Origin of the sequence: Streptomyces sp. WAC 06738 (genome assembly GCF_003945505.1) — a bacterium.
GTDB lineage: Bacteria > Actinomycetota > Actinomycetes > Streptomycetales > Streptomycetaceae > Streptomyces.
Genome location: NZ_CP029618.1, coordinates 878,844 through 897,137, shown reverse-complemented (window position 1 = coordinate 897,137; position 18,294 = coordinate 878,844). Strand labels below are relative to the sequence as shown.

General features: G+C 76.7%; 15 protein-coding genes and 4 tRNA genes. 11 read left to right on the top strand and 8 right to left on the bottom strand.

The window, feature by feature from the left end:
• Positions 1 to 168: 168 nt before the first annotated feature.
• The 3 genes from cobT to DMB38_RS03560 all read left to right on the top strand — a co-directional run bounded on the left by cobT (position 169) and on the right by DMB38_RS03560 (position 6,862).
• Positions 169 to 4,452, top strand: a complete 4,284-nt coding sequence (gene cobT / locus DMB38_RS03570) for a nicotinate-nucleotide--dimethylbenzimidazole phosphoribosyltransferase (protein ID WP_240661956.1) — start codon at positions 169 to 171, stop codon at positions 4,450 to 4,452.
• A 267-nt stretch (positions 4,453 to 4,719) separates the two neighbouring features.
• On the top strand, positions 4,720 to 5,961 hold the full coding sequence (gene cobA / locus DMB38_RS03565; RefSeq protein WP_125933910.1) for a uroporphyrinogen-III C-methyltransferase: 1,242 nt from the start codon (positions 4,720 to 4,722) through the stop codon (positions 5,959 to 5,961).
• Between the two features lie 82 nt (positions 5,962 to 6,043).
• A complete protein-coding gene (locus DMB38_RS03560) occupies positions 6,044 to 6,862 on the top strand; it encodes an RNA methyltransferase (protein ID WP_125933909.1) in 819 nt (272 codons plus the stop codon).
• Positions 6,863 to 6,961: 99 nt separating this feature from the next.
• Here DMB38_RS03560 and DMB38_RS03555 read toward each other — a convergent pair whose 3' ends face one another.
• Entirely contained in the window at positions 6,962 to 8,293 is a 1,332-nt protein-coding gene (locus tag DMB38_RS03555; protein ID WP_125933908.1) for a serine/threonine-protein kinase, read from the bottom strand.
• Between the two features lie 170 nt (positions 8,294 to 8,463).
• Between DMB38_RS03555 and DMB38_RS03550 the strand changes: the two genes are divergently transcribed.
• From DMB38_RS03550 to DMB38_RS03535, 4 genes are all read left to right on the top strand, one after another.
• Positions 8,464 to 8,718 carry a hypothetical protein gene (locus tag DMB38_RS03550; protein WP_047014755.1) on the top strand — a complete coding sequence of 85 codons (255 nt, stop codon included), beginning with the start codon at positions 8,464 to 8,466 and terminating at the stop codon, positions 8,716 to 8,718.
• Positions 8,719 to 8,902: 184 nt separating this feature from the next.
• Positions 8,903 to 9,109, top strand: a complete 207-nt coding sequence (locus DMB38_RS03545) for a hypothetical protein (RefSeq protein ID WP_047014754.1) — start codon at positions 8,903 to 8,905, stop codon at positions 9,107 to 9,109.
• Positions 9,110 to 9,360: 251 nt separating this feature from the next.
• Entirely contained in the window at positions 9,361 to 10,419 is a 1,059-nt protein-coding gene (locus DMB38_RS03540) for a phosphotransferase (protein WP_125933907.1), read from the top strand.
• Positions 10,420 to 10,486: 67 nt separating this feature from the next.
• Positions 10,487 to 10,774, top strand: coding sequence for a zf-TFIIB domain-containing protein (locus tag DMB38_RS03535; RefSeq protein WP_047014752.1), 288 nt, complete (start codon positions 10,487 to 10,489; stop codon positions 10,772 to 10,774).
• A gap of 98 nt (positions 10,775 to 10,872) precedes the next feature.
• On the opposite strand, the gene DMB38_RS03530 is transcribed toward DMB38_RS03535, so the two are convergent.
• From DMB38_RS03530 to DMB38_RS03505, 6 genes are all read right to left on the bottom strand, one after another.
• A tRNA-Val gene (locus DMB38_RS03530) sits at positions 10,873 to 10,944 on the bottom strand.
• A gap of 154 nt (positions 10,945 to 11,098) precedes the next feature.
• Positions 11,099 to 12,241 (bottom strand): S1 family peptidase, encoded by a 1,143-nt coding sequence (locus tag DMB38_RS03525; RefSeq protein ID WP_125933906.1) that lies wholly within the window; start codon positions 12,239 to 12,241, stop codon positions 11,099 to 11,101.
• Between the two features lie 211 nt (positions 12,242 to 12,452).
• Positions 12,453 to 13,670 (bottom strand): GNAT family N-acetyltransferase, encoded by a 1,218-nt coding sequence (locus DMB38_RS03520; protein WP_125938791.1) that lies wholly within the window; start codon positions 13,668 to 13,670, stop codon positions 12,453 to 12,455.
• Between the two features lie 159 nt (positions 13,671 to 13,829).
• A tRNA-Val gene (locus tag DMB38_RS03515) sits at positions 13,830 to 13,904 on the bottom strand.
• A 1-nt stretch (position 13,905) separates the two neighbouring features.
• Positions 13,906 to 13,976 (bottom strand) — tRNA-Cys (locus tag DMB38_RS03510).
• Positions 13,977 to 14,002: 26 nt separating this feature from the next.
• A tRNA-Gly gene (locus DMB38_RS03505) sits at positions 14,003 to 14,075 on the bottom strand.
• Positions 14,076 to 14,256: 181 nt separating this feature from the next.
• Here DMB38_RS03505 and DMB38_RS03500 point away from each other — a divergent pair.
• From DMB38_RS03500 to DMB38_RS03490, 3 genes are read left to right on the top strand one after another with little or no spacing between them, the layout of a single operon-like run.
• Positions 14,257 to 15,327, top strand: coding sequence for a chorismate-binding protein (locus tag DMB38_RS03500; protein ID WP_125933905.1), 1,071 nt, complete (start codon positions 14,257 to 14,259; stop codon positions 15,325 to 15,327).
• Positions 15,324 to 16,163, top strand: a complete 840-nt coding sequence (locus DMB38_RS03495; RefSeq protein WP_125933904.1) for an aminodeoxychorismate lyase — start codon at positions 15,324 to 15,326, stop codon at positions 16,161 to 16,163. Before DMB38_RS03500 ends, DMB38_RS03495 begins: the two co-directional genes overlap by 4 nt.
• 51 nt (positions 16,164 to 16,214) lie before the next feature.
• Positions 16,215 to 17,045 (top strand): GNAT family N-acetyltransferase, encoded by an 831-nt coding sequence (locus tag DMB38_RS03490; protein ID WP_125933903.1) that lies wholly within the window; start codon positions 16,215 to 16,217, stop codon positions 17,043 to 17,045.
• 120 nt (positions 17,046 to 17,165) lie between these two features.
• On the opposite strand, the gene DMB38_RS03485 is transcribed toward DMB38_RS03490, so the two are convergent.
• The gene (locus tag DMB38_RS03485) at positions 17,166 to 17,678 is read right to left on the bottom strand and encodes a DsbA family protein (protein ID WP_125933902.1); all 513 of its coding nucleotides are present in this window, start codon (positions 17,676 to 17,678) and stop codon (positions 17,166 to 17,168) included.
• A 128-nt stretch (positions 17,679 to 17,806) separates the two neighbouring features.
• Here DMB38_RS03485 and DMB38_RS03480 point away from each other — a divergent pair, with 128 nt between their 5' ends.
• Positions 17,807 to 18,283, top strand: a complete 477-nt coding sequence (locus DMB38_RS03480; protein ID WP_125933901.1) for a hypothetical protein — start codon at positions 17,807 to 17,809, stop codon at positions 18,281 to 18,283.
• Positions 18,284 to 18,294: the final 11 nt, after the last annotated feature.

The window sequence follows — 18,294 nt, the reverse complement described above, 5'->3', positions numbered from 1 at the left end:
TCCGGGGGTCTTGTCGCAGTTGTCGGGAACGTAAACCGCGCGGGTGGTCGTGCCGCCGGGCGGGGTGTGCTCGTTCTAGCTATGGGCGGCCGGTCTGTCCCGCGGGGGGCTGCTGCCGGACGGACGGTCGGAGAAGGAGCTGGAGCGATGGGCGAGGGGTACGGACGCATGACTGACACCGGCAAGCTCCCGGAAGGGCACCAGCCGGAGCCGGACGACGCCGCCGGAGGCCACCACCCCGCCCCCGCCGCGACTCCCGACACCGCCCCTGCGGTCGAAGGCGCGGCGGACGACGACGACTTCCTCTTCCTGCCCGGCGCGCAGGGCGCCTGGACGGACCCGAGGGTCCCGGCCCCCGCGGCCGCGGCGGGCGGCGCGGAGCCGGCCACGGGCGGGCAGCGGCGTCCGCTGCACATGGGCCCGCCGGTGCCGGAGCAGGCCGGGGGAGTGGTGCGCTCGCTCGCGGACCGGGGCCCGGCGAGCGATTCCGCCGACACCCGGGAGGCGGTCGCCGCCGCGGACGCGGCGAACGCGGCGGTGAACGCGGGCGGCACGGGCGCCGGTTCGGCGGCACAGGGCGCGGGCGCTACTCCGCAGCCGGCCGCGGCCTCCGCGCAAACCGAACGGACGAACCAGACCGCACCGGCCGAACAGGCTGGACAGCCCGCAGAGAACACCGTCGCGGGACCGGGCATCGCAGCGGTGGCCGAGCAGGATGCGCCCGCCGGACCGGCGGCCGCACCGGGGGCCGTGGCGGACCAGGGCGCTCCGGCGCCGGGCGGTGACGCCGCCGGACAGACCGCGGCCGCGCCGGGGGAGTCGGTGCCGACCGCGGCGGGTTCCGTACCGCCGCAGGCGGCGGGGGCGCCCGGGCAGGCGCCGCAGCAGCCGGTACGTACGCCGGGGCCGGCGACGGTCGGTCCGGAGTACCTGGACGTCACCCGGGTCGGCGCAACTCACCTGCCGGGCCCGCAGCTCGGTGAGATCCCGCCCGCACCGGCGGGCTGGACCGCGGTCTCGCAGGCCAACGGCGAGACGCTCGCCCAGGCCCAGCCCCGGGAGGTCGGCGGAGAGGCCCCGGCCCCCGGCGCGGAGGCGGCCCCCGCGCAGAACGCGCCGGCTCCGAACGGCGAACCGGCCGCGGCGGCGCAGGCCGCGGGCGGTGCGCCCGCACCGGCCCCGGTGGACGCGGCGCAGGCCGCCGTCCGCAGGGCGGCGGCCTCCGCGGGCGCGTCGCTGGGCCGCGGCATCTCCGCCAACGGCGCCGTCACGAACGGCCGTCACGAGGCCACCGGGGCGCAGCCCGCGGACGCCACCCACGTGCGGCAGCCCGCCGACGGCACCGCGGACGCGGCCGCCGCCGCGGGGCAGACGAATCAGCCGGCCCTCGACGGGCAGTCCGGCGCGGCGGCGGCGACCGGGGGTGACCCGCAGACGGAAAGCGGTCAACCCGCGGCGGGTGCCGCCCAGCCCGCCGAAGGCGCCGCAGGCCGGACGCCGGGCGGTCACGCCGCGGACGGGTCCGCGGCGCCCGCGGGGGAGAACGGCCGACCGGCCGCCGATACGGCCGGGTCGAGCGGGCCGGAGGGCGCCGCCGCGGCCCAGGCGCCGAGCGGTCATGCCGTGAACGAGTCCGCGCCGCACGCGGTAACGGCCGACGGGACGGCCGTCGCCGTATCGGGTGTCCCCGAGGGCTCCGCCGCGCCCCAGGCGCAACCCGCGAACGGGACCGTGCCGCAGGCCGTCCCCGCAGCCCAGTCCCCCAGCGGTGCCGCGGCCCAGCCCGGTGCTGCCGCCGCCGTACCCGGCGGAACGGAAGGGGCTGCGGCCGGCAACCCCGCGGCCGCGGCGGCGCCGCAGGCCGGGGAGAACTCCCAGGCACCGGCCGGCGGTCAGGACGATTCCGCCACCGGGGACCGGCCCGCGGACGGAGCCGTCCTCCATGCCGTACCCGGCGACGACACCGCGGCCCAGGCCGCGGACACCGCGGTCCGTACCGCCGAGCAGGTGGCCGGGGACCGGCCGGCCGCCGCCGCGCAGGCGAACGAGCAGACCGGCGGCGACTCCGCCGCCCGGCAGGACCGTCAGGGCGACGCCGGGCAGCAACTCGCGGACGCGGCCGTGCTCCACGCCGTGGCCAACGGGCAGCCCGTCAACGGCGCCAAGGCGCGGGCGGCGAACGGCCAGGCGGTGCCCGGTGGGCAGCCCTCCGTGCCCGCCGCGCGGGCGGCGAGCGACGAGGCCGCCACCGCCGTTGCCGTCCACGCAGCCGCCGCCGGGCGGCGCGGCGTGTCGCTGGGGGTCCAGAACGGCGCCCAGGCCCCCGCCTCCGGCACCGCGGGGGAAGCCGCGGCCGGGTCCGCGTCCGAGGTCCAGTCCGCGGGCGACGCCGCGCAGCGCACCGGTGCACCCGTGACGCAGATCCGCACCCGGCGGCGGCGCGGCACGGCCGTGAGCGCCCCGGTCACCGCCGCCGCCCCGGCCGGCGACGCGCAGGCGGCGCAGGACACCGCGGCGGCGCCCGGCGCCTCCGTACCGGCGCAGGCCGCCGCGGGCCGACCCGCCCCCGCGGAGGAGGCATCGGCCACCCCGGCGCCTGCTGCCGCCGAGGCCGCACCCGCGGCGGACGCACCGGCTGCCGCCGCCGACGCAGCGCCTCCGGTCGCCGACGCACCGGAAGCCCCCGCCGCCGACGCGCCCGCCGCTCCCGCGGACGAGCCCGCCGCCCCCGGCTTCGCCGACGCCGAGCGGGCCGCCGTCCACCGGGTGATGCGCGAACGCCGCGACATCCGCAACGGCTTCCGCTCCGACCCCGTGCCGCACGAGGTGCTGCTCCGCGTCCTGGAGGCCGCCCACACCGCCCCCAGCGTCGGCCACTCCCAGCCCTGGGACTTCGTCGTCATCCGCTCCGAGGAGACCCGGCACCGGATGCACGAGCTGGCCGCCCGCCAGCGCGAGGCGTACGCGAAGAGCCTGCCCAAGGGCCGCGCGAAGCAGTTCAAGGAGCTGAAGGTCGAGGCCATCCGGGACACCCCGGTGAACATCGTCGTCACCGCCGACCCCACCCGCGGCGGCCGGCACACCCTCGGGCGGCACACCCAGCCGCAGATGGCCCCGTACTCCTCCGCGCTCGCCGTCGAGAACCTCTGGCTCGCCGCCCGCGCCGAGGGCCTCGGCGTCGGCTGGGTCAGCTTCTTCGACGAGCGCGAGCTGGTCCGCGAGCTGGACCTGCCGGAGCACCTGGACGTCGTCGCGTACCTCTGCATCGGCTACGTCGACGAGTTCCCCGACGAGCCGGAGCTGGTGCAGGCCGGCTGGTCCAAGCGCCGCCCGCTCTCCTGGGTCGTCCACGAGGAGAGCTACGGCCGCCGCGCGCTGCCCGGCGCGGACCCGCACGACCTGCTCGCCGAGACCCTGGAGGGTATCCGCCCGCTGGACGCCAAGGCGCTCGGCGAGGCGTGGGAGCGGCAGAAGCGGATGACGAAGCCGGCCGGCTCGCTCGGCATGCTGGAGATCATCTCGGCGCAGCTCTGCGGCCTGTCCCGCAAGTGCCCGCCGCCGGTGCCCGAGCCCGCGGCCGTCGCCGTCTTCGCCGGCGACCACGGCGTGCACGCGCAGGGCGTCACGCCCTGGCCGCAGGAGGTCACCGGCCAGATGGTCGCCAACTTCCTCGGCGGCGGCGCCGTCTGCAACGCCTTCGCCACCCAGGTCGGCGCCGAGGTGTGCGTCGTGGACGCCGGGGTGGCGGCGGAACTGCCCGCCACCGCGGGCCTCGTACCGCGGAAGGTGCGCAAGGGGACCGCGGACATGACCGCGGGCCCCGCGATGACCCGCGAGGAGGCGCTGCGGGCCGTCGAGGTCGGCATCGAGACCGCACGGGACCTGGTCGCGGCGGGCAACAAGGCGCTGCTCACCGGCGAGATGGGCATCGCGAACACGACCGCGTCCGCCGCGATCATCGCCGTCTTCACCGACTCCGAGCCCGCCGACGTGACCGGCCGCGGCACCGGCATCGACGACGAGACGTACGACCGCAAGGTCGACGCCGTCCGCCGCGCGATCGAGGCCAACCGCCCCGACCCGGCCGACCCGATCGGCGTGCTGGCCGCGGTCGGCGGCCTAGAGCACGCCGCGCTCGTCGGCTACATCCTCGCCGGGGCCTCGCTGCGCACGCCCGTCGTGCTGGACGGGGTGAGCGCGGGCGCGGCGGCGCTGGTCGCCCGCGCGGTGGCGCCGGAGGCGCTGGCCGCGTGCATCGCGGGCCACCGCAGCCCCGAGCCGGGGCACGCGGCGGCGCTGACGAAGCTGGGACTGCGCCCGCTGATCGACCTCGACCTGCGCCTCGGCGAGGGCACCGGCGCGCTGCTGGCGCTGCCGCTGGTGCAGAGCGCGGCGCGGGCGATGCACGAGGTGGCGACGTTCGACGCGGCGGGCGTGACGGAAAAGGGCTGACCCGGCCGCGCCGGGGGCGTCCGCACGCGCGCGTCGACGTGCCGCGTACGCCCCGGGCGCACCCGCGGTCCGCGCCGGGCGGCTTTCCGCGTACGTCGCGGGCGGACCGGGCCCGTCGCGCGGGCGTCCGCCGCGGCGGGGCGTCCGCGCAGGCCATAGGGTTGGCGGTGCGGGCCCGCGCGCCGCGCCCGTCCCGACCGCAGTCCGCGACGAACCGCCGCTCCAGCGCCGCAGCGGCCGGCACACCGTACGAGGAGCCGCTTCGCCATGTCCCGTCCCCCCGCCCACTCCGCCTCCGGTTCCGAGGCGTTCGCCTACCCCGTCGGGCTGCGCCTCGCGGGCCGGCGCGTCGTCGTCCTCGGCGGCGGCCAGGTCGCCCAGCGCCGGCTGCCCGCGCTGCTCGCCGCCGGCGCCCGGGTCACGCTCGTCTCGCCGTCGGCCACCCCCTCCGTGGAGGCGATGGCCGACGCCGGGGAGCTGACCTGGGAGCGGCGGCCGTACGCGGACGGGGATCTGGAGGGCGCCTGGTACGCGGTCGTGGCCACCCGCGACCCCGCCGCCAACGCCGCCGCCTCCGCCGAGGCCGAGCGGCGCCGGGTCTGGTGCGTACGCAGCGACGACGCCTCCGCCGCGACCGCCTGGACCCCCGCCACCGGGCGCAGCGAGGGCGTCACCGTCGCCGTGCTCATCGGCAGCGACCCGCGCCGCTCCGCCGCCGTGCGCGACGCCGTCGTGGAGGGCCTGCGCGACGGCACCCTCAGCGCCCCCCACCACCGCACGCGCGTCCCAGGCGTCGCCCTCGTCGGCGGCGGCCCCGGCGACCCGGACCTCATCACCGTCCGCGGCCGCCGGCTGCTCGCCGAGGCCGACGTCGTCATCGCCGACCGCCTCGGCCCCCGCGACCTCCTCGACGAACTGCCGCCGCACGTCGAGGTGATCGACGCCGCGAAGATTCCGTACGGCCGGGCCATGGCCCAGGAGGCGATCAACGACGCGCTGATCCGGCACGCCAGGGCGGGCAAGGCGGTCGTCCGGCTGAAGGGCGGCGACCCGTTCGTCTTCGGCCGCGGCATGGAGGAGGCGGAGGCGCTGGCGCAGGCGGGCGTGGCGTGCACGGTGGTGCCGGGCGTCACCAGCGCGATCAGCGTCCCCGCGGCCGCCGGCATCCCGGTGACGCACCGCGGGGTGGCGCACGAGTTCACCGTCATCAGTGGCCACGTCGCGCCCGGCGACGAGCGCTCGCTCGTGGACTGGCCGGCGCTCGCCCGGCTGCGCGGCACGCTGGTCCTGCTCATGGCCGTGGAGCGCATCGGGGCCATCGCGGAGACGCTGGTACGCGAGGGGCGCGACCCCGCGACGCCGGTCGCGATCGTGCAGGAGGGCACGACGGCGGCGCAGCGGCGGGTGGACGCCACGCTCGCCACCGCCGCGGCGGCGGTGGAGCGCGAGGGGGTGCGGCCGCCGGCGGTGATCGTCGTCGGCGAGGTGGCGGCCAGGTCGCCCGGCTGACGGAGGGGCGGGCGGCGCGGGGCGGCGCACGTCACGTACCCCCGGCGTCGGAATCCGGCCCGCGGCACGGCAGGATCGTCCCGTGGCAGAACTCCTCACCGTCGACGACCCCGCCGACCCGCGCCTGTCCGACTACGCGAGCCTTACCGACGTCGAGCTGCGCCGCCGCCGCGAGCCGGCGGAAGGGCTGTTCATCGCCGAGGGCGAGAAGGTCATCAGGCGCGCGATCGAGACCGGCTACGAGACGCGCTCCATGATGCTCTCGGCCAAGTGGGTCGACGCGATGCGGGACGTCATCGACGCGCTGCCGGCCCCGGTGTACGTCGTCGACCCCGGGCTTGCCGAGCAGGTCACCGGCTACCACGTGCACCGCGGTGCGCTCGCCGCCATGCGCCGCAAGCCGCTGCCCGGCGCCGCCGCGCTGCTGGCGCGCGCCCGCCGCGTCGCGGTGCTGGAGACCGTCAACGACCACACCAACGTCGGCGCCGTCTTCCGCAGCGCCGCCGCCCTCGGCATGGACGCCGTGCTGCTCTCGCCCGACTGCGCGGACCCGCTCTACCGGCGGTCGGTGAAGGTCTCCATGGGCGCCGTCTTCCACGTCCCGTACGCGCGGCTGGCCTCCTGGCCGCAGGATCTGGAGACGGTCCGCGAGGCGGGCTTCGCCCTCGTCGCCCTCACCCCGGACCCGCGGGCGGTGCCGATCACCGAAGCGGCGCCGGGGCGGCTGCCGCGGGCCGCGCTGATGCTGGGCACGGAGGGCGCGGGGCTGTCGGCGCGGGCGCTGCGGGCGGCGGATCAATGGGTACGCATCCCGATGTCGAACGGCGTCGACTCGCTCAACGTCGGCGCCGCCGCGGCGGTCGCGTTCTACGCCGTGGCGACGGCCCCCGCCGGGGACTGAACCCGCCCCTCGGGTCCGGCGCGGCGCCGTGGCCGAAAACCGCCGCGGGCGCGGCGGATCCCCCCGGGGCGGCGCGCCCCATGTGATCCACCGGTTGTACTAGAGCGGCCCCTGGCAGCCCTGGGCCGCCGCGATACCGAGCGCGACCAGCAGCGTCACCGTCACGAACACGATCAGCCGCTGCCGCATCAGCCGCGCCCGGTCCGGCGCGGGCCTCCGCTGCGGCGCGGGCTTGCGCGGCGCCGACGCGGCACCCTCGCGCGGCCCGCTCCGCGGCGCCTGCGCGCGCTGGTCCGCCTGCCGCCCGCGGTCCGCGCCCTGCCGGCCGCGCTCCGGTGCCGGAGCCGGTGACTGCTTGCGCGCCGCACCGCCGCCCGCGCGCTGCCCCGGCCGCTGCGCCGCCCCGGGCCGCTGCGCGGATCCCGGACGCTGCGGCGCACCCGCCCGCCCGGCGCCGTGCGGTCCCGGCCGCTGCGCGGCGCCCGTACCGGGACCCGGCCGGCCCGCGCCCGTCGCCCGCGGCGACGGCGGCCGGTGCGCGGCCGTCGGGCCCGGAGCCGCACGCTCCGCGGCGGTCCTCCGCGGCGGGGCCGCCTCCGGCCCCGCGCCGTGCGCCTCGCGGGCCGCGATCTCCTTCAGCCGCAGCGACAACTGCAGCGTCGAGGGACGGTCGTCCGGGGTCTTCGCCAGACACGTGCGCAGCAGCGGCGCCAGCGCGTCCGGCACCCCGTCGAGCAGCGGCTCCTCGTGCACCACCCGGTAGAGCATCACCTCGGAACTGCCCTGCCCGAACGGCGAGTCGCCCGTCGTCGCGTACGCGAGCGTGGCGCCCAGCGAGAACACGTCGCTCGCCGGTGTCACCGGCTGCCCGCGCACCTGCTCGGGCGCCAGGAACCCGGGCGAGCCGACCGCCGTGCCGACGTGCGTCAGCGTGGAGGCGCCGGTCGCCCAGGCGATGCCGAAGTCGATGATCCGCGGGCCCTTGGGGGAGAGCAGGATGTTCGACGGCTTCAGGTCGCGGTGCACCACGCCCGCCTCGTGCACGGCGACCAGGCCCTCGGAGAGCGCCGCGCCGATCGCCGCGACCCGCGCCGCGATCAGCGGCCCCTCGTCGCCGACCTTGTCGTGCAGGGAGGGCCCCGGCACGTACTGCGTGGCGAACCACGGCCGGTCCGCGTCCAGATCGGCCGCCACCAGCCTCGCCGTACAGCCGCCGCGGATCCGCCGGGCGGCGGAGACCTCGCGGGCGAACCGCGACCGGAACTCCTGATCCTCCGCCAGATCCGGCCGGATCACCTTGAGGGCGACCCGCTGGCCGCGCCGGTCCGAGCCCAGGTAGACCACGCCCATGCCGCCCGCGCCGAGCCGCCGGTGGATCCGGAACGAGCCGACGACACGCGGATCCTCCCGGCGGAGCCGCATCATCGCCATGCCGTAACCATCCCCGCTGCCCGGTCTGTCTGCCGTGCACAGCTTACGGACTTGACCGCCGCTCGCGCTGGCAGGGCGCCGTGCGGCGGGCCGAATTGTCAGTCCCAGGTGGGATCCTGGAGATATGGCCGGGCCCAAGTGCGGCCCCTACGAAGGGGGATGCGGGACAGGTGAAGGGCGATCGAGTGGAGATAGTCGTGGACGCGGGGGACACGACGCGGACGTACCAGGTGGTGGCCTCGCGCGCCGGCCGGAGGGTCGAGACGTCGGTGCGCCGGGGCGTGGTCGAGGTGAGCGAGGTGACGCGCAGCGGCTCGGTGGTGCGCACGGCGCGGTTCATGGCCACCAGGGTGCTCGCCCTGGTGGAGCATCCCGTGCCGCGTACGGACGGCGAGGTCCCTCTCGGGGAAGACCCTGGGACGTAGTACCCGGTCTCCACCCATGGGAGTAGCGACTTCGCGCCGCAGTCATCCTCCGGGAGGCCAGGCAATCGATACGCGGGCATGACGACCCGTGCCGATCATTTCCCTAATGTTGTCGTCAAGCGGCGGGCGCAGCACTCGTCCCCCGAGGTCGGACGCCCGCCGCCCCAACACAGGAGAGGCAGCCATGGAGAGAACAGCGGAGCACACCGCACGGCCCAAGGCCGTCGCAGGGGCGCTCGCCGCGTTCGGCGCACAGCCGTCGGAGCGCAGGCACCCGCTGGTCGCTCTCGCGATGGTGCTGCCCCTGGCGATCGTGCTCACCGTCCTCTTCGGCGGGTGGGAAGCGGTCATCACACATGCGTCGTCCGTGGCCGGAATGATGGGGCACTAGCCCCGTCAGGCCCGGGAGAGCGGCCCGGGCCGGGGACAGCCGGCTCAGCCCCGTGGGGACGGGGGTGCGGCGGACGGACGTGTACGCCCGGGCGTCTGGGGAGACGCCCGGGCTACGCGTTTTCCGGGGCGGTACGCGGCCGGCCATGCCTGCGCCGCCGCCCGCGGCGAGGCACCTCGCGGCCGATGCCGCCGGTACCGGTCCTGTCACGTTCGTGCAGGCCGTCGCGGTACGGGGCCTAGGATGAGCCGGTGCGCGCACGCCTCGTCGACCGGCTGGCGGAGCTGAGCCGGGAGACCGGCGAGCCCGCGGTGATCGTCGACCGCCCTGACGTGACCGTCGTACGCGGCGGGGGCACCGTACTCAAGGCGCACGCCCCGCGGCTCGACCCCGCCGCTCTCGCCGTCCGGCTGCGGGTGGCCGCGCATCCGCTGCTCGCGGGCATCCTGCTGGCGCCGCTCGGCGGGCTGACAGGGCCCGTCGAGGGCCGGTCCGTGAGCCGCTGGCCGTACGGGGCCCCGGTGGCACCGGACGCCCCGGAGGCGGCGCCGTGGCGGGAGGCGGGGCACCTGATCGCCCGGCTGCACGCGGTGCCGGCGGACCGGCTGCCGGGCCCCCTGCCGCCGATGTCGGGACCGGCGAACGCGGCCCGCGCCATCGCGGCCCTGCGCGCGACCCCGGCCACCCCCGCGCCCCGTACCCCCGCGGACTCCACCCCGCCGCGGGACGGTACCCGCGCGACCGTCCCGGCGCCGCCCGCACCGGAGCGCGTCCCCGCACCGGCCCGGGCTCCGTACCCCGCCCCCGCCCCGGGCCGTACCGCCGCCGCGGTCGTGCTCCGGGCCTGGGCGCGGCTGCCCGCCTGGGCCCGGGACGACGAGCCCCGCGCGCAGCCCCGCTCGCTCCTCTGCCACGGCGACCTCCACCTCGGCCAACTCGTGCGCCACCCCGCCCCCGACGGCCCCTGGCACCTCATCGACGTCGACGACCTCGGCCTCGGCGAGCCCGCCTGGGACCTCGCCCGACCCGCCGCCGGCTACGCCACCGGCCTCATCCCCGCCGCCGACTGGGCCGCCTTCCTCGCCGGCTACCGCGCCGCCCGCGGCCCCGCCGTCGCCCCCGGCGACGACCTCTGGCCGCCCGAGGTCGACGTGCCGGCGCGCACCCTCACCGTCCAGCTCGCCGCCCGCGCCCTCGTGGACGCCGCGACGGGCACGAGGCCCCTGGACGGCACCGACCACGACCTGCTCGCCGCCTGCGCGCGTATCGCCGCGATGGAGGACGGGACGGAGCCGGGCGGCGCATCGTAGGCTGTGCAGCCATGGCCGCCGTCCGTCATCCGTGGCGGCGGAAGAGTTCGAGGAGTTGAGGGCGACCATGCAGTGTCCCAAGTGCCGTGCGCCGATGCAGACGTACAACCGCAACGGCGTGCAGATCGAGCAGTGCAGCGGGTGCCGGGGGATCTTTCTCGACTACGGCGAGCTGGAGACCCTGACCCGGCTCGAGGCCCAGTGGGCACAGCAGGCCCCGCCGCCCCCGCCGCCGCCCGCCCAGGGCGGCTACCCGCAGCAGGCCCCGGGCTGGGGCGGTGGCCACCACGGCGGCGGCCACGGTCACTACGGCCACCGCAAGGGCGGCTTCTCCCGCATGCTGTTCTCGTCCTGACCGGCGGTCCGACAGCGGCCGTACGGCCCCCGCCCGCGGGGGCCGTACGCGCGACCACACGGCGAAGGGCCGGAGCACCGGCTCCGGCCCTTCTGCTGTGCGCGGTACTGGGATTGAACCAGTGACCTCTTCCGTGTCAGGGAAGCGCTCTCCCGCTGAGCTAACCGCGCGGGCTTGCTGCGGCTAGATACTTCCACGCGCCGACCGCCACCGCAAGTCCATGATCATCGCGTGGCCGTACGGCCCGTGCCACCCGCCCGGCGGGCGAGCGGCACGGGCCTGCGGTCACCGGCGAGGGGCCGGTGCCACGGGGATCGCGCCGCCCTACGCGGTGTGCAGCGTCAGCCCGTAGCGGCCGAGGATCTCGTTCACCGGCTGGTACCAGGTCTCGCCGCCGCCGCTGCAGTTGCCCCATCCGCCGGACGTGACGCCCTGCGCCTGGTCGCCGCTGATGAACGAGCCGCCCGAGTCGCCGGGTTCCGCGCAGACGCTCGTCTTGGTGAGCTGGCGCACGACCGCGCCGCCGCTGTAGTTGACCGTCTCGTTCTTGGCCAGCAGCGTGCCGCAGTGCCAGCGGGTGGTGGAGCCGGAGCGGCAGATGGAGGCGCCCACCGGGGCCTCCGCGGAGCCGCGGACGAGCTGGTCGGGCACGGTGCCCCAGCCGAGGACCACGGGGACGGTCCACCAGCCGCTGCCGACGTTCACCCAGGCGTAGTCGTTGTCGGGGAAGGACGAGCCCTGGAAGTTGCCGATGTACGAGCGATCCCAGCCGCTGACCGCCTGGCCCGCGCCGCCGCAGTGGCCCGCGGTGACGAAGCCGCCGTGCACCGAGAAGCCGATGGAGCAGCGGACGTTGCCCGTGTAGTACGGGTCGCCGCCGACGGTGCCGGCGGCGAAGGTGCTCGGCGCCTCGGCGACCGTACCGACCTCGACGGGACCGGCGGCGCGGGCCCGTTCGAGGAAGGCGCGGACCGGTGCGTCACCGCGGTGGCCGGCGACGACGTCGACCCGGACGCTGTTGGCGCGCGCGTCCACGCGCCAACTGGCCACCCCGGCGGGGGCGGAGAGCGTGTCCAGGCGCTTCATCGTCGCGTCCAGCCGCGCGGCGGTGTGCTCGACGACGCGCACGTCGGCGCCCGTCGCCCGGACCGCGTCCGCGCGCCGGGTGTCCGTGAGGGCGACGGTGAGCCGGCCGCTGTCCGCGTCGAACCAGGAGCCGCCGTAGGCGGCACCGGCCGCGCGCTCGGCCTTCTTCTCGGTCTCGCCCGCCCGGCGTTCGTCCGCCAGCCGCTCCCGCGCCTGGTCGGCCGTGAGGCCCAGGTCCCGCTGGAGTGCGCGGGCCAGGCCCGGCGAGAGCTCCCGGGCGGAGTCCGCGCCGGCGGCGGGGGCGAGGGCGGCGGCGCCGCCCCAGGTGCTGAGGAGCAGGAGTGCGGACAGGCCGAGCCTTAATCCGAAGGTGCGTCTCACGATGATGACCTTTCTGCTGTTCCCTCATGTCGAGTGGGGGTGGAACACAGATGGTTGAGAGCGCTCTCAATCGGCGCGCTGTCACCACAGCATGGGCCCGCATGTTTGTCCAGACCTTTCGCAGGCGCGAAAGGCGGCCGCCCGGCCCCGCGGGGGACCGGGCGACCGCCGTGCAACCGCCTTGCGGCGTACGCCTCTTCGGGCGCGCCGGCTAGAACTCCTCGACCGTGTGCGGCAGCAGCGGCGTGCGCAGCGCCGCGTCGAGCGCGTCGGCGGCGCCCGCGGTGTGCTCGGTCGCCAGGCCCGCGCGGACGGCGGCGGCGAGGGGGGTGCCGCCGAGGTAGGCGGCGGACAGGTCGCGGATGTCGACGGTGAGGTCCGGCGCCGCGTCGGTGCTCTCGTACGCGGCCGGGGCGCCGGGCGCGACGGTGAGCCGGTACGTGCCCTCGTTGGCCGGCACCGCCGCGTCGGTCACCGCCAGCACGACGTCCGCCGCGGCGGCCCAGGAGCGGCGCCGCAGGGCCGTGCCGACGTCGAGCAGCCGCACCCACAGCGCGGGGAACGTGCTCGTGACCCGCACCTGGTCCCGGTCGGCGGCGAAGAGCAGCAGCGGGTCGTCGAGCGGGCGGCCCCAGGCGCGTACCGTGCCGGTCAGGTCCAGGGAGGCGAGATAGCGCCACAGGGCCGCGGCCACGGCGGGGGTGTCCGCCTCCAGCTCGTCCAGCCGCACCAGACCCGAGGTCTCCGGGCGGTCGCTGTCGCCGTCCTTCGTGCGGTAGACGGCGTAGCCGGCGAGCGGCTCGCCGAGGGCCACGACGCGCGGCCGGGAGAAGTCCTCGTCGTCCGGGTCCTGTTCGGCCATCCACTCCTTGGTCCACCACTCCTCGCTGCGGGCGGGGCGGCCGGCGCGCACGGCGCGGGTGCGGTCGTAGTACGGGCCGAGCAGCGCGGGCGCCGCGGCCGGGTCGACCAGCCGCAGGGGCCGCTCGTCGGGGGCGATCCGCAGCCGCAGCGCCTCCCGGGAGTCGATCTCGACGGTCGCGCCGTACGTGCCGGGGCCGAAGCCGAACCGCCCGTAGATCGCGGTCTCCGACGCCCACAGCGCCGCCATCGGCCAGCCCTCGGCCGGGCAGCGCGCGAAGAGCTCGGCGATCATCCCGGAGAGCACCCCGCGGCGCCGGTGCGTCGGCGCCACGGAGACGAACGTCAGGCTGGGACAGGGGAGTTCGGCGCCGGGGACGGCCATCGTGAACGGCAGCGCGGCGACCATGCCGACCAGCGTCTCCGCGTCGTACGCGCCGATGCGCAGGCACCCCGCCAGGAGTTCGTGATGGCGTTTGCGAAGTTCGTTCTCGGGCTTTTCGTGGAAGACCAGATAGGCCAGCTCCTGCGCCCGGTCGATGTCACTTTCGGGTATTTCACGGAACACAATGGCAGCACGGTCGTTCATATTCTGACACTATCTGTCATGACCGATGCCTGCACATCGCTTTCGTGCCAGGTCCCGGGACGGGTGCGCCACGGCCGGGCGGCAACGACGAAGGCGGCCCATGCGCGCGCCGGGCGCGGGCATGGGCCGCCGTCGGAGTGGTGGACGATACTGGGATTGAACCAGTGACCTCTTCCGTGTCAGGGAAGCGCTCTCCCGCTGAGCTAATCGTCCGAGGTGGAGACGGGATTTGAACCCGTGTAGACGGCTTTGCAGGCCGTTGCCTCGCCTCTCGGCCACTCCACCAGCGGGGGCCCGGGAGACCCCCATCGAGCGGACGACGAGATTCGAACTCGCGACCCTCACCTTGGCAAGGTGATGCTCTACCAACTGAGCTACGTCCGCCGGTCGTGCTCCGAAGGCGCCGGTGAGGCGCTTCCGGTAGTCATGAACCTTAGCGGATTCCGGGGCCAGCTCAAATTCGGTTTCGCGCGCGCCCGGCCCGCGCCCCGGCCCGCGGACGCGCCCGTGCCGGGGCCGCACCCGCCCCGGGCCCGGTGTCCGCCGGCCGCCATAGACTCGCGGCGTGCCCCGCCTCGCCCCGCTCGCCCGCTTCGGCGGTCTCGTCGCCTCCGACCTGCGCGACGTGACCGACGACCCGGCCGCGCTCGACTCCGCGGGCTGGTGGGCCGTCGTCGCCGGGTACGAGGGCCGGACGGTGTGCGCGCGCTTCGGCGACGTACGCGCAGAGCCGCACCCACCCGCCGCCCGCGCGCACCGCTGGCGCGGCCCCGGCGCCGCGCGCTGGACGACCTCCCTCGACCGCGCCGGATACGTGGCCGGGGTGCACCGCATAAGGGAGCGCATCGCCGCCGGCGACGTCTACCAGGTCAACCTCTGCCGCGTCCTCACCGCCCCGCTCCCGGGGCCGGACCGGGACGCCGCCGACGTCGACGCACTCGCCGCCGTCCTCGCGCGCGGCAACCCCGCCCCGTACGCCGGCGTCGTCCGGCTGCCCGCGCACGGCGTCGAGGTCGCCACCGCCTCGCCCGAGCTGTACCTGCGCCGGGCCGGCCGCGCCGTCGAGTCCGGCCCGATCAAGGGCACCGGCCGCACCGCCGCCGACCTGACCGCCAAGGACCGCGCCGAGAACGTCATGATCGTCGACCTCGTGCGCAACGACCTCGGCCGCGTCTGCACCACCGGCTCCGTCACCGTGCCCGCCCTCTGCGCCGTCGAGGAGCACCCCGGCCTCGTCCACCTCGTCTCCACCGTCCGCGGCGAGCTGGCCCCCGGCGCCGGCTGGGCGGAGCTGATCGGCGCCACCTTCCCGGCGGGATCCGTCACCGGCGCGCCGAAGAGCAGCGCGCTGCGGATCATCGACGAGCTGGAGAACGCCCCCCGCGGCCCGTACTGCGGCGGCGTCGGCTGGGTCGACGCCGACCGCGGCACCGGCGAACTGGCCGTCGGCATCCGCACGTTCTGGATCGACCGGGCCGCGCCCCGCGGCCCCGCGCTGCGCTTCGGCACCGGCGCGGGCATCACCTGGGGCTCCGACCCGGAGCGCGAGTGGCGGGAGACCGAATTGAAGGCATCCCGGCTGCTCGCGGTAGCGTCGGAGGCGGAAGTCACGAGTGAAGGGACCGTACGCCCATGAAGGTCTGGCTCGACGGCGGGCTGCGCGAGGTGGCCGACGCCCGGGTCTCCGTTTTCGACCACGGCATCACCGTGGGCGACGGCGTCTTCGAGACGCTGAAGGCCACCGGTGGCACCGCCTTCGCCCTCACCCGGCACCTGGAGCGGCTGGCCCGCTCCGCCCGCGGCCTCGGCCTGCCCGAGCCCGACCTCGACGAGGTGCGCCGGGCCTGCGCCGAGGTGCTGGCCGCGGAGCCCGTGGCGCACGGCCGGCTGCGCATCACGTACACCGGCGGCGCCGCGCCGCTGTCCTCCCATCGCAGTGACCCGGACGACAGCCGCCCCACCCTGGCCGTCGCCCTGGCCGCCGCCGAGCCGCGGCCGGACGAGACGGACGCCGTCACCGTCCCCTGGACGCGCAACGAGCGCGGGGCCGTCGCGGGGCTGAAGACCACCTCGTACGCGGAGAACGTCGTCGCGCTCGCCCGCGCGCACGAGGCCGGCGCCAGCGAAGCGCTCTTCGCGAACACCCGGGACCGGCTCTGCGAGGGCACCGGCTCCAACGTCTTCGTCGTCCTCGGAGGCGAGCTGCACACCCCGCCGCTCGCCTCCGGCTGCCTGGCCGGGATCACCCGGCAGTTGCTGCTGGAGTGGACCGGCGCCCGGGAGACGGACCTGCCGTTCTCGGTGCTCGCGGAGGGCGGCGAGGTGGAGGAGGTCTTCCTCACGTCCTCGCTCCGCGACGTCCAGGCCGTACGGCACCTCGACGGCCGCGAACTGCCCGGTGCCCGCGGTCCGGTCACGGCGAAGGCCATGCAGGTGTTCGCGGAGCGCTCCGCGGGGGACATCGACCCGTAGCAGGACCGCGCCACCGGCGGACTCCGCGCGTCCGAGGACGAAGGGGAAGCGATGACGACCCATCTGCGCCCGGCCGGAGCCGAGCGGCGTGAGCCGGACGGCGGCCGCACGCGCGCGTTCGCCGTGTGCGTCAACGGCCGCCCGGTCGGCGAGGTCGAGCTGGCCACCGCCCCGCGCCTCGGCTCCGCCACCGGGCGCGTCCGCACGCTGCGGATCCAGCGGTCCGAGCGCGGCCGCGGCCGGGGCACGGTCGCGGCGCTGGCGGCCGAGGAGGTGCTGCGCGGCTGGGGCTGCCGGGAGATCCTGCTCAGCCTGGACCCGCGCGCGGAGGTCGGGCTGCGGCTGGCCGCGGCGCTCGGCTACACCGAGACGGGCCGGACGATGGCCAAGGAACTGGCCGCGGTGCCGAAGCTGCCGCCCGGCTCCGCGGTGCGGCCGATGGCGGCGGGCGAGTACCCGGGCTGGCGGACGGCGGAGGTGGAGGCGTACGCGCGCCACTGGCTGGACCAGGGGACGCCGCCGGACGAGGCGCGGAGCCGGGCCGGCGCCGCCCACGACGCCCTGCTGCCGGCGGGCGCCGCCACCCCGGACATGGCGCTGCGCGTGCTGGAGCACGAGGGGGCGGGGGTGGGCACGGTCTGGATCGCACTGAAGCCCGAGATCGCCACCGGGGGGTACGTCTACGCCGTGACCGTCGCTCCCGAGCACCGGGGGAGGGGCCACGGCCGGACGCTGATGCTCGCCGCCGAGCGCGAGTGCCTGGCGGCGGGGCTGCCCACGCTGGGGCTGCACGTCTTCGCGTGGAACGAGGTGGCGCGGCGGCTGTACGAGTCCCTGGACTACGCACCCACGGCGTACCACCTGCGCAAGCCGCTGATCTGAAGGCCGGCGCCGGTCCACGGTGCCCCGGCCGGGGGAGAGGGCCGGGGAACAGGGCCGGGGCGCCGCCCGGCCCGTAGACCCCGGCCTCAGCGCGGGGGTTCCGCAGGCCCGGGCCCCGCGTCAGTCCGCCGCGGCCAGCAGCCGGTCCGCGATCTCCTCGATCCGCTCGCGCAGCCCCTCCTGGCTCTTGCCGCCGTCCAGGCGCTCGCCCCCGATGACGTACGTCGGCGTCCCCGTCACGCCGATCGCCTTGCCCTCCGCGACGTCCGCGTCCACGATCAGGAAGTGCCGCCCGTCCACGAGGGCCGTCTCCACCTCCGCGGCGTTCAGGTCCAGCTCGCGCGCCGTCTCGACCAGCAGCGGCTCGCCCCGCTTGCCGAACGTCTCCGCCACGGCCAGCACGGCCTCCGCATACTCCCAGCCCTTCCCCTGTGCGAACGCCTCCTCGGCGGCCTGGGCGCCCGCCATCGCGTGCTGGTGCTTGTCCAGCGGGAAGTGGCGCAGCCGGATGTCGAGCCGGTCCCCGTAGCGCTCCCGCAGCGCGCGCAGGTCGGCGAGCGCCGTCCGGCAGTCCGGGCACTGCAGCTCGCACCAGACGTCGAGGACGGGCGCACGGTTCACATCGTTCTCCATGGACGTCAGTCTTCCAGGCCCCGGGGGGCGGCGCCGTCTCGGTCCTGCGGACGACCCGGACCCGGAGATGTCCCCCATGACGTGCCGCACCATGGCAATCGCGGCGCGTTCCGGTGCACGATGGAGACATGTTCACCACCACGGTCTGCGCCGCGCTCTCCGCGGCGGGGCTCGCGATCGCGCTGTTGACCGCATACCGGCGAAGGTTCCGGCGGGCGACGAAGATCGCTGCCCTGTCGCTGGTGCCCGTCGGCCTGGCCATGGCGGGGCTGGTCAAGCTCGGCGGCAAGGTAGGCAAGGCCACGGGGGACTGGGCCACGGATCTCGTCTTCAAGCCCTCCGTCTGGGGCGGCTTCGGTGTGCTCGCGGTCGCGGTCGTGCTGTGGGTCGCCCAGCGCTTCGCCGGCGAGCGCGCCAAGCGCAAGGCCGGCGGGGGCGCCGCGGCGCCCGCGGCGGCGCCCGCGGCGTCGCAGCCCGCGCTGGGCGCCGGGCGGGGCGGCAAGTCGCGCGGCTCCGCCGCGGCGACGACGGGGCGGCGGGGCTCCGGCTCCGGGGACGAGGACTTCTCGGACATCGAGGCGATCCTGAAGAAGCACGGAATCTGACGCTACGGGCC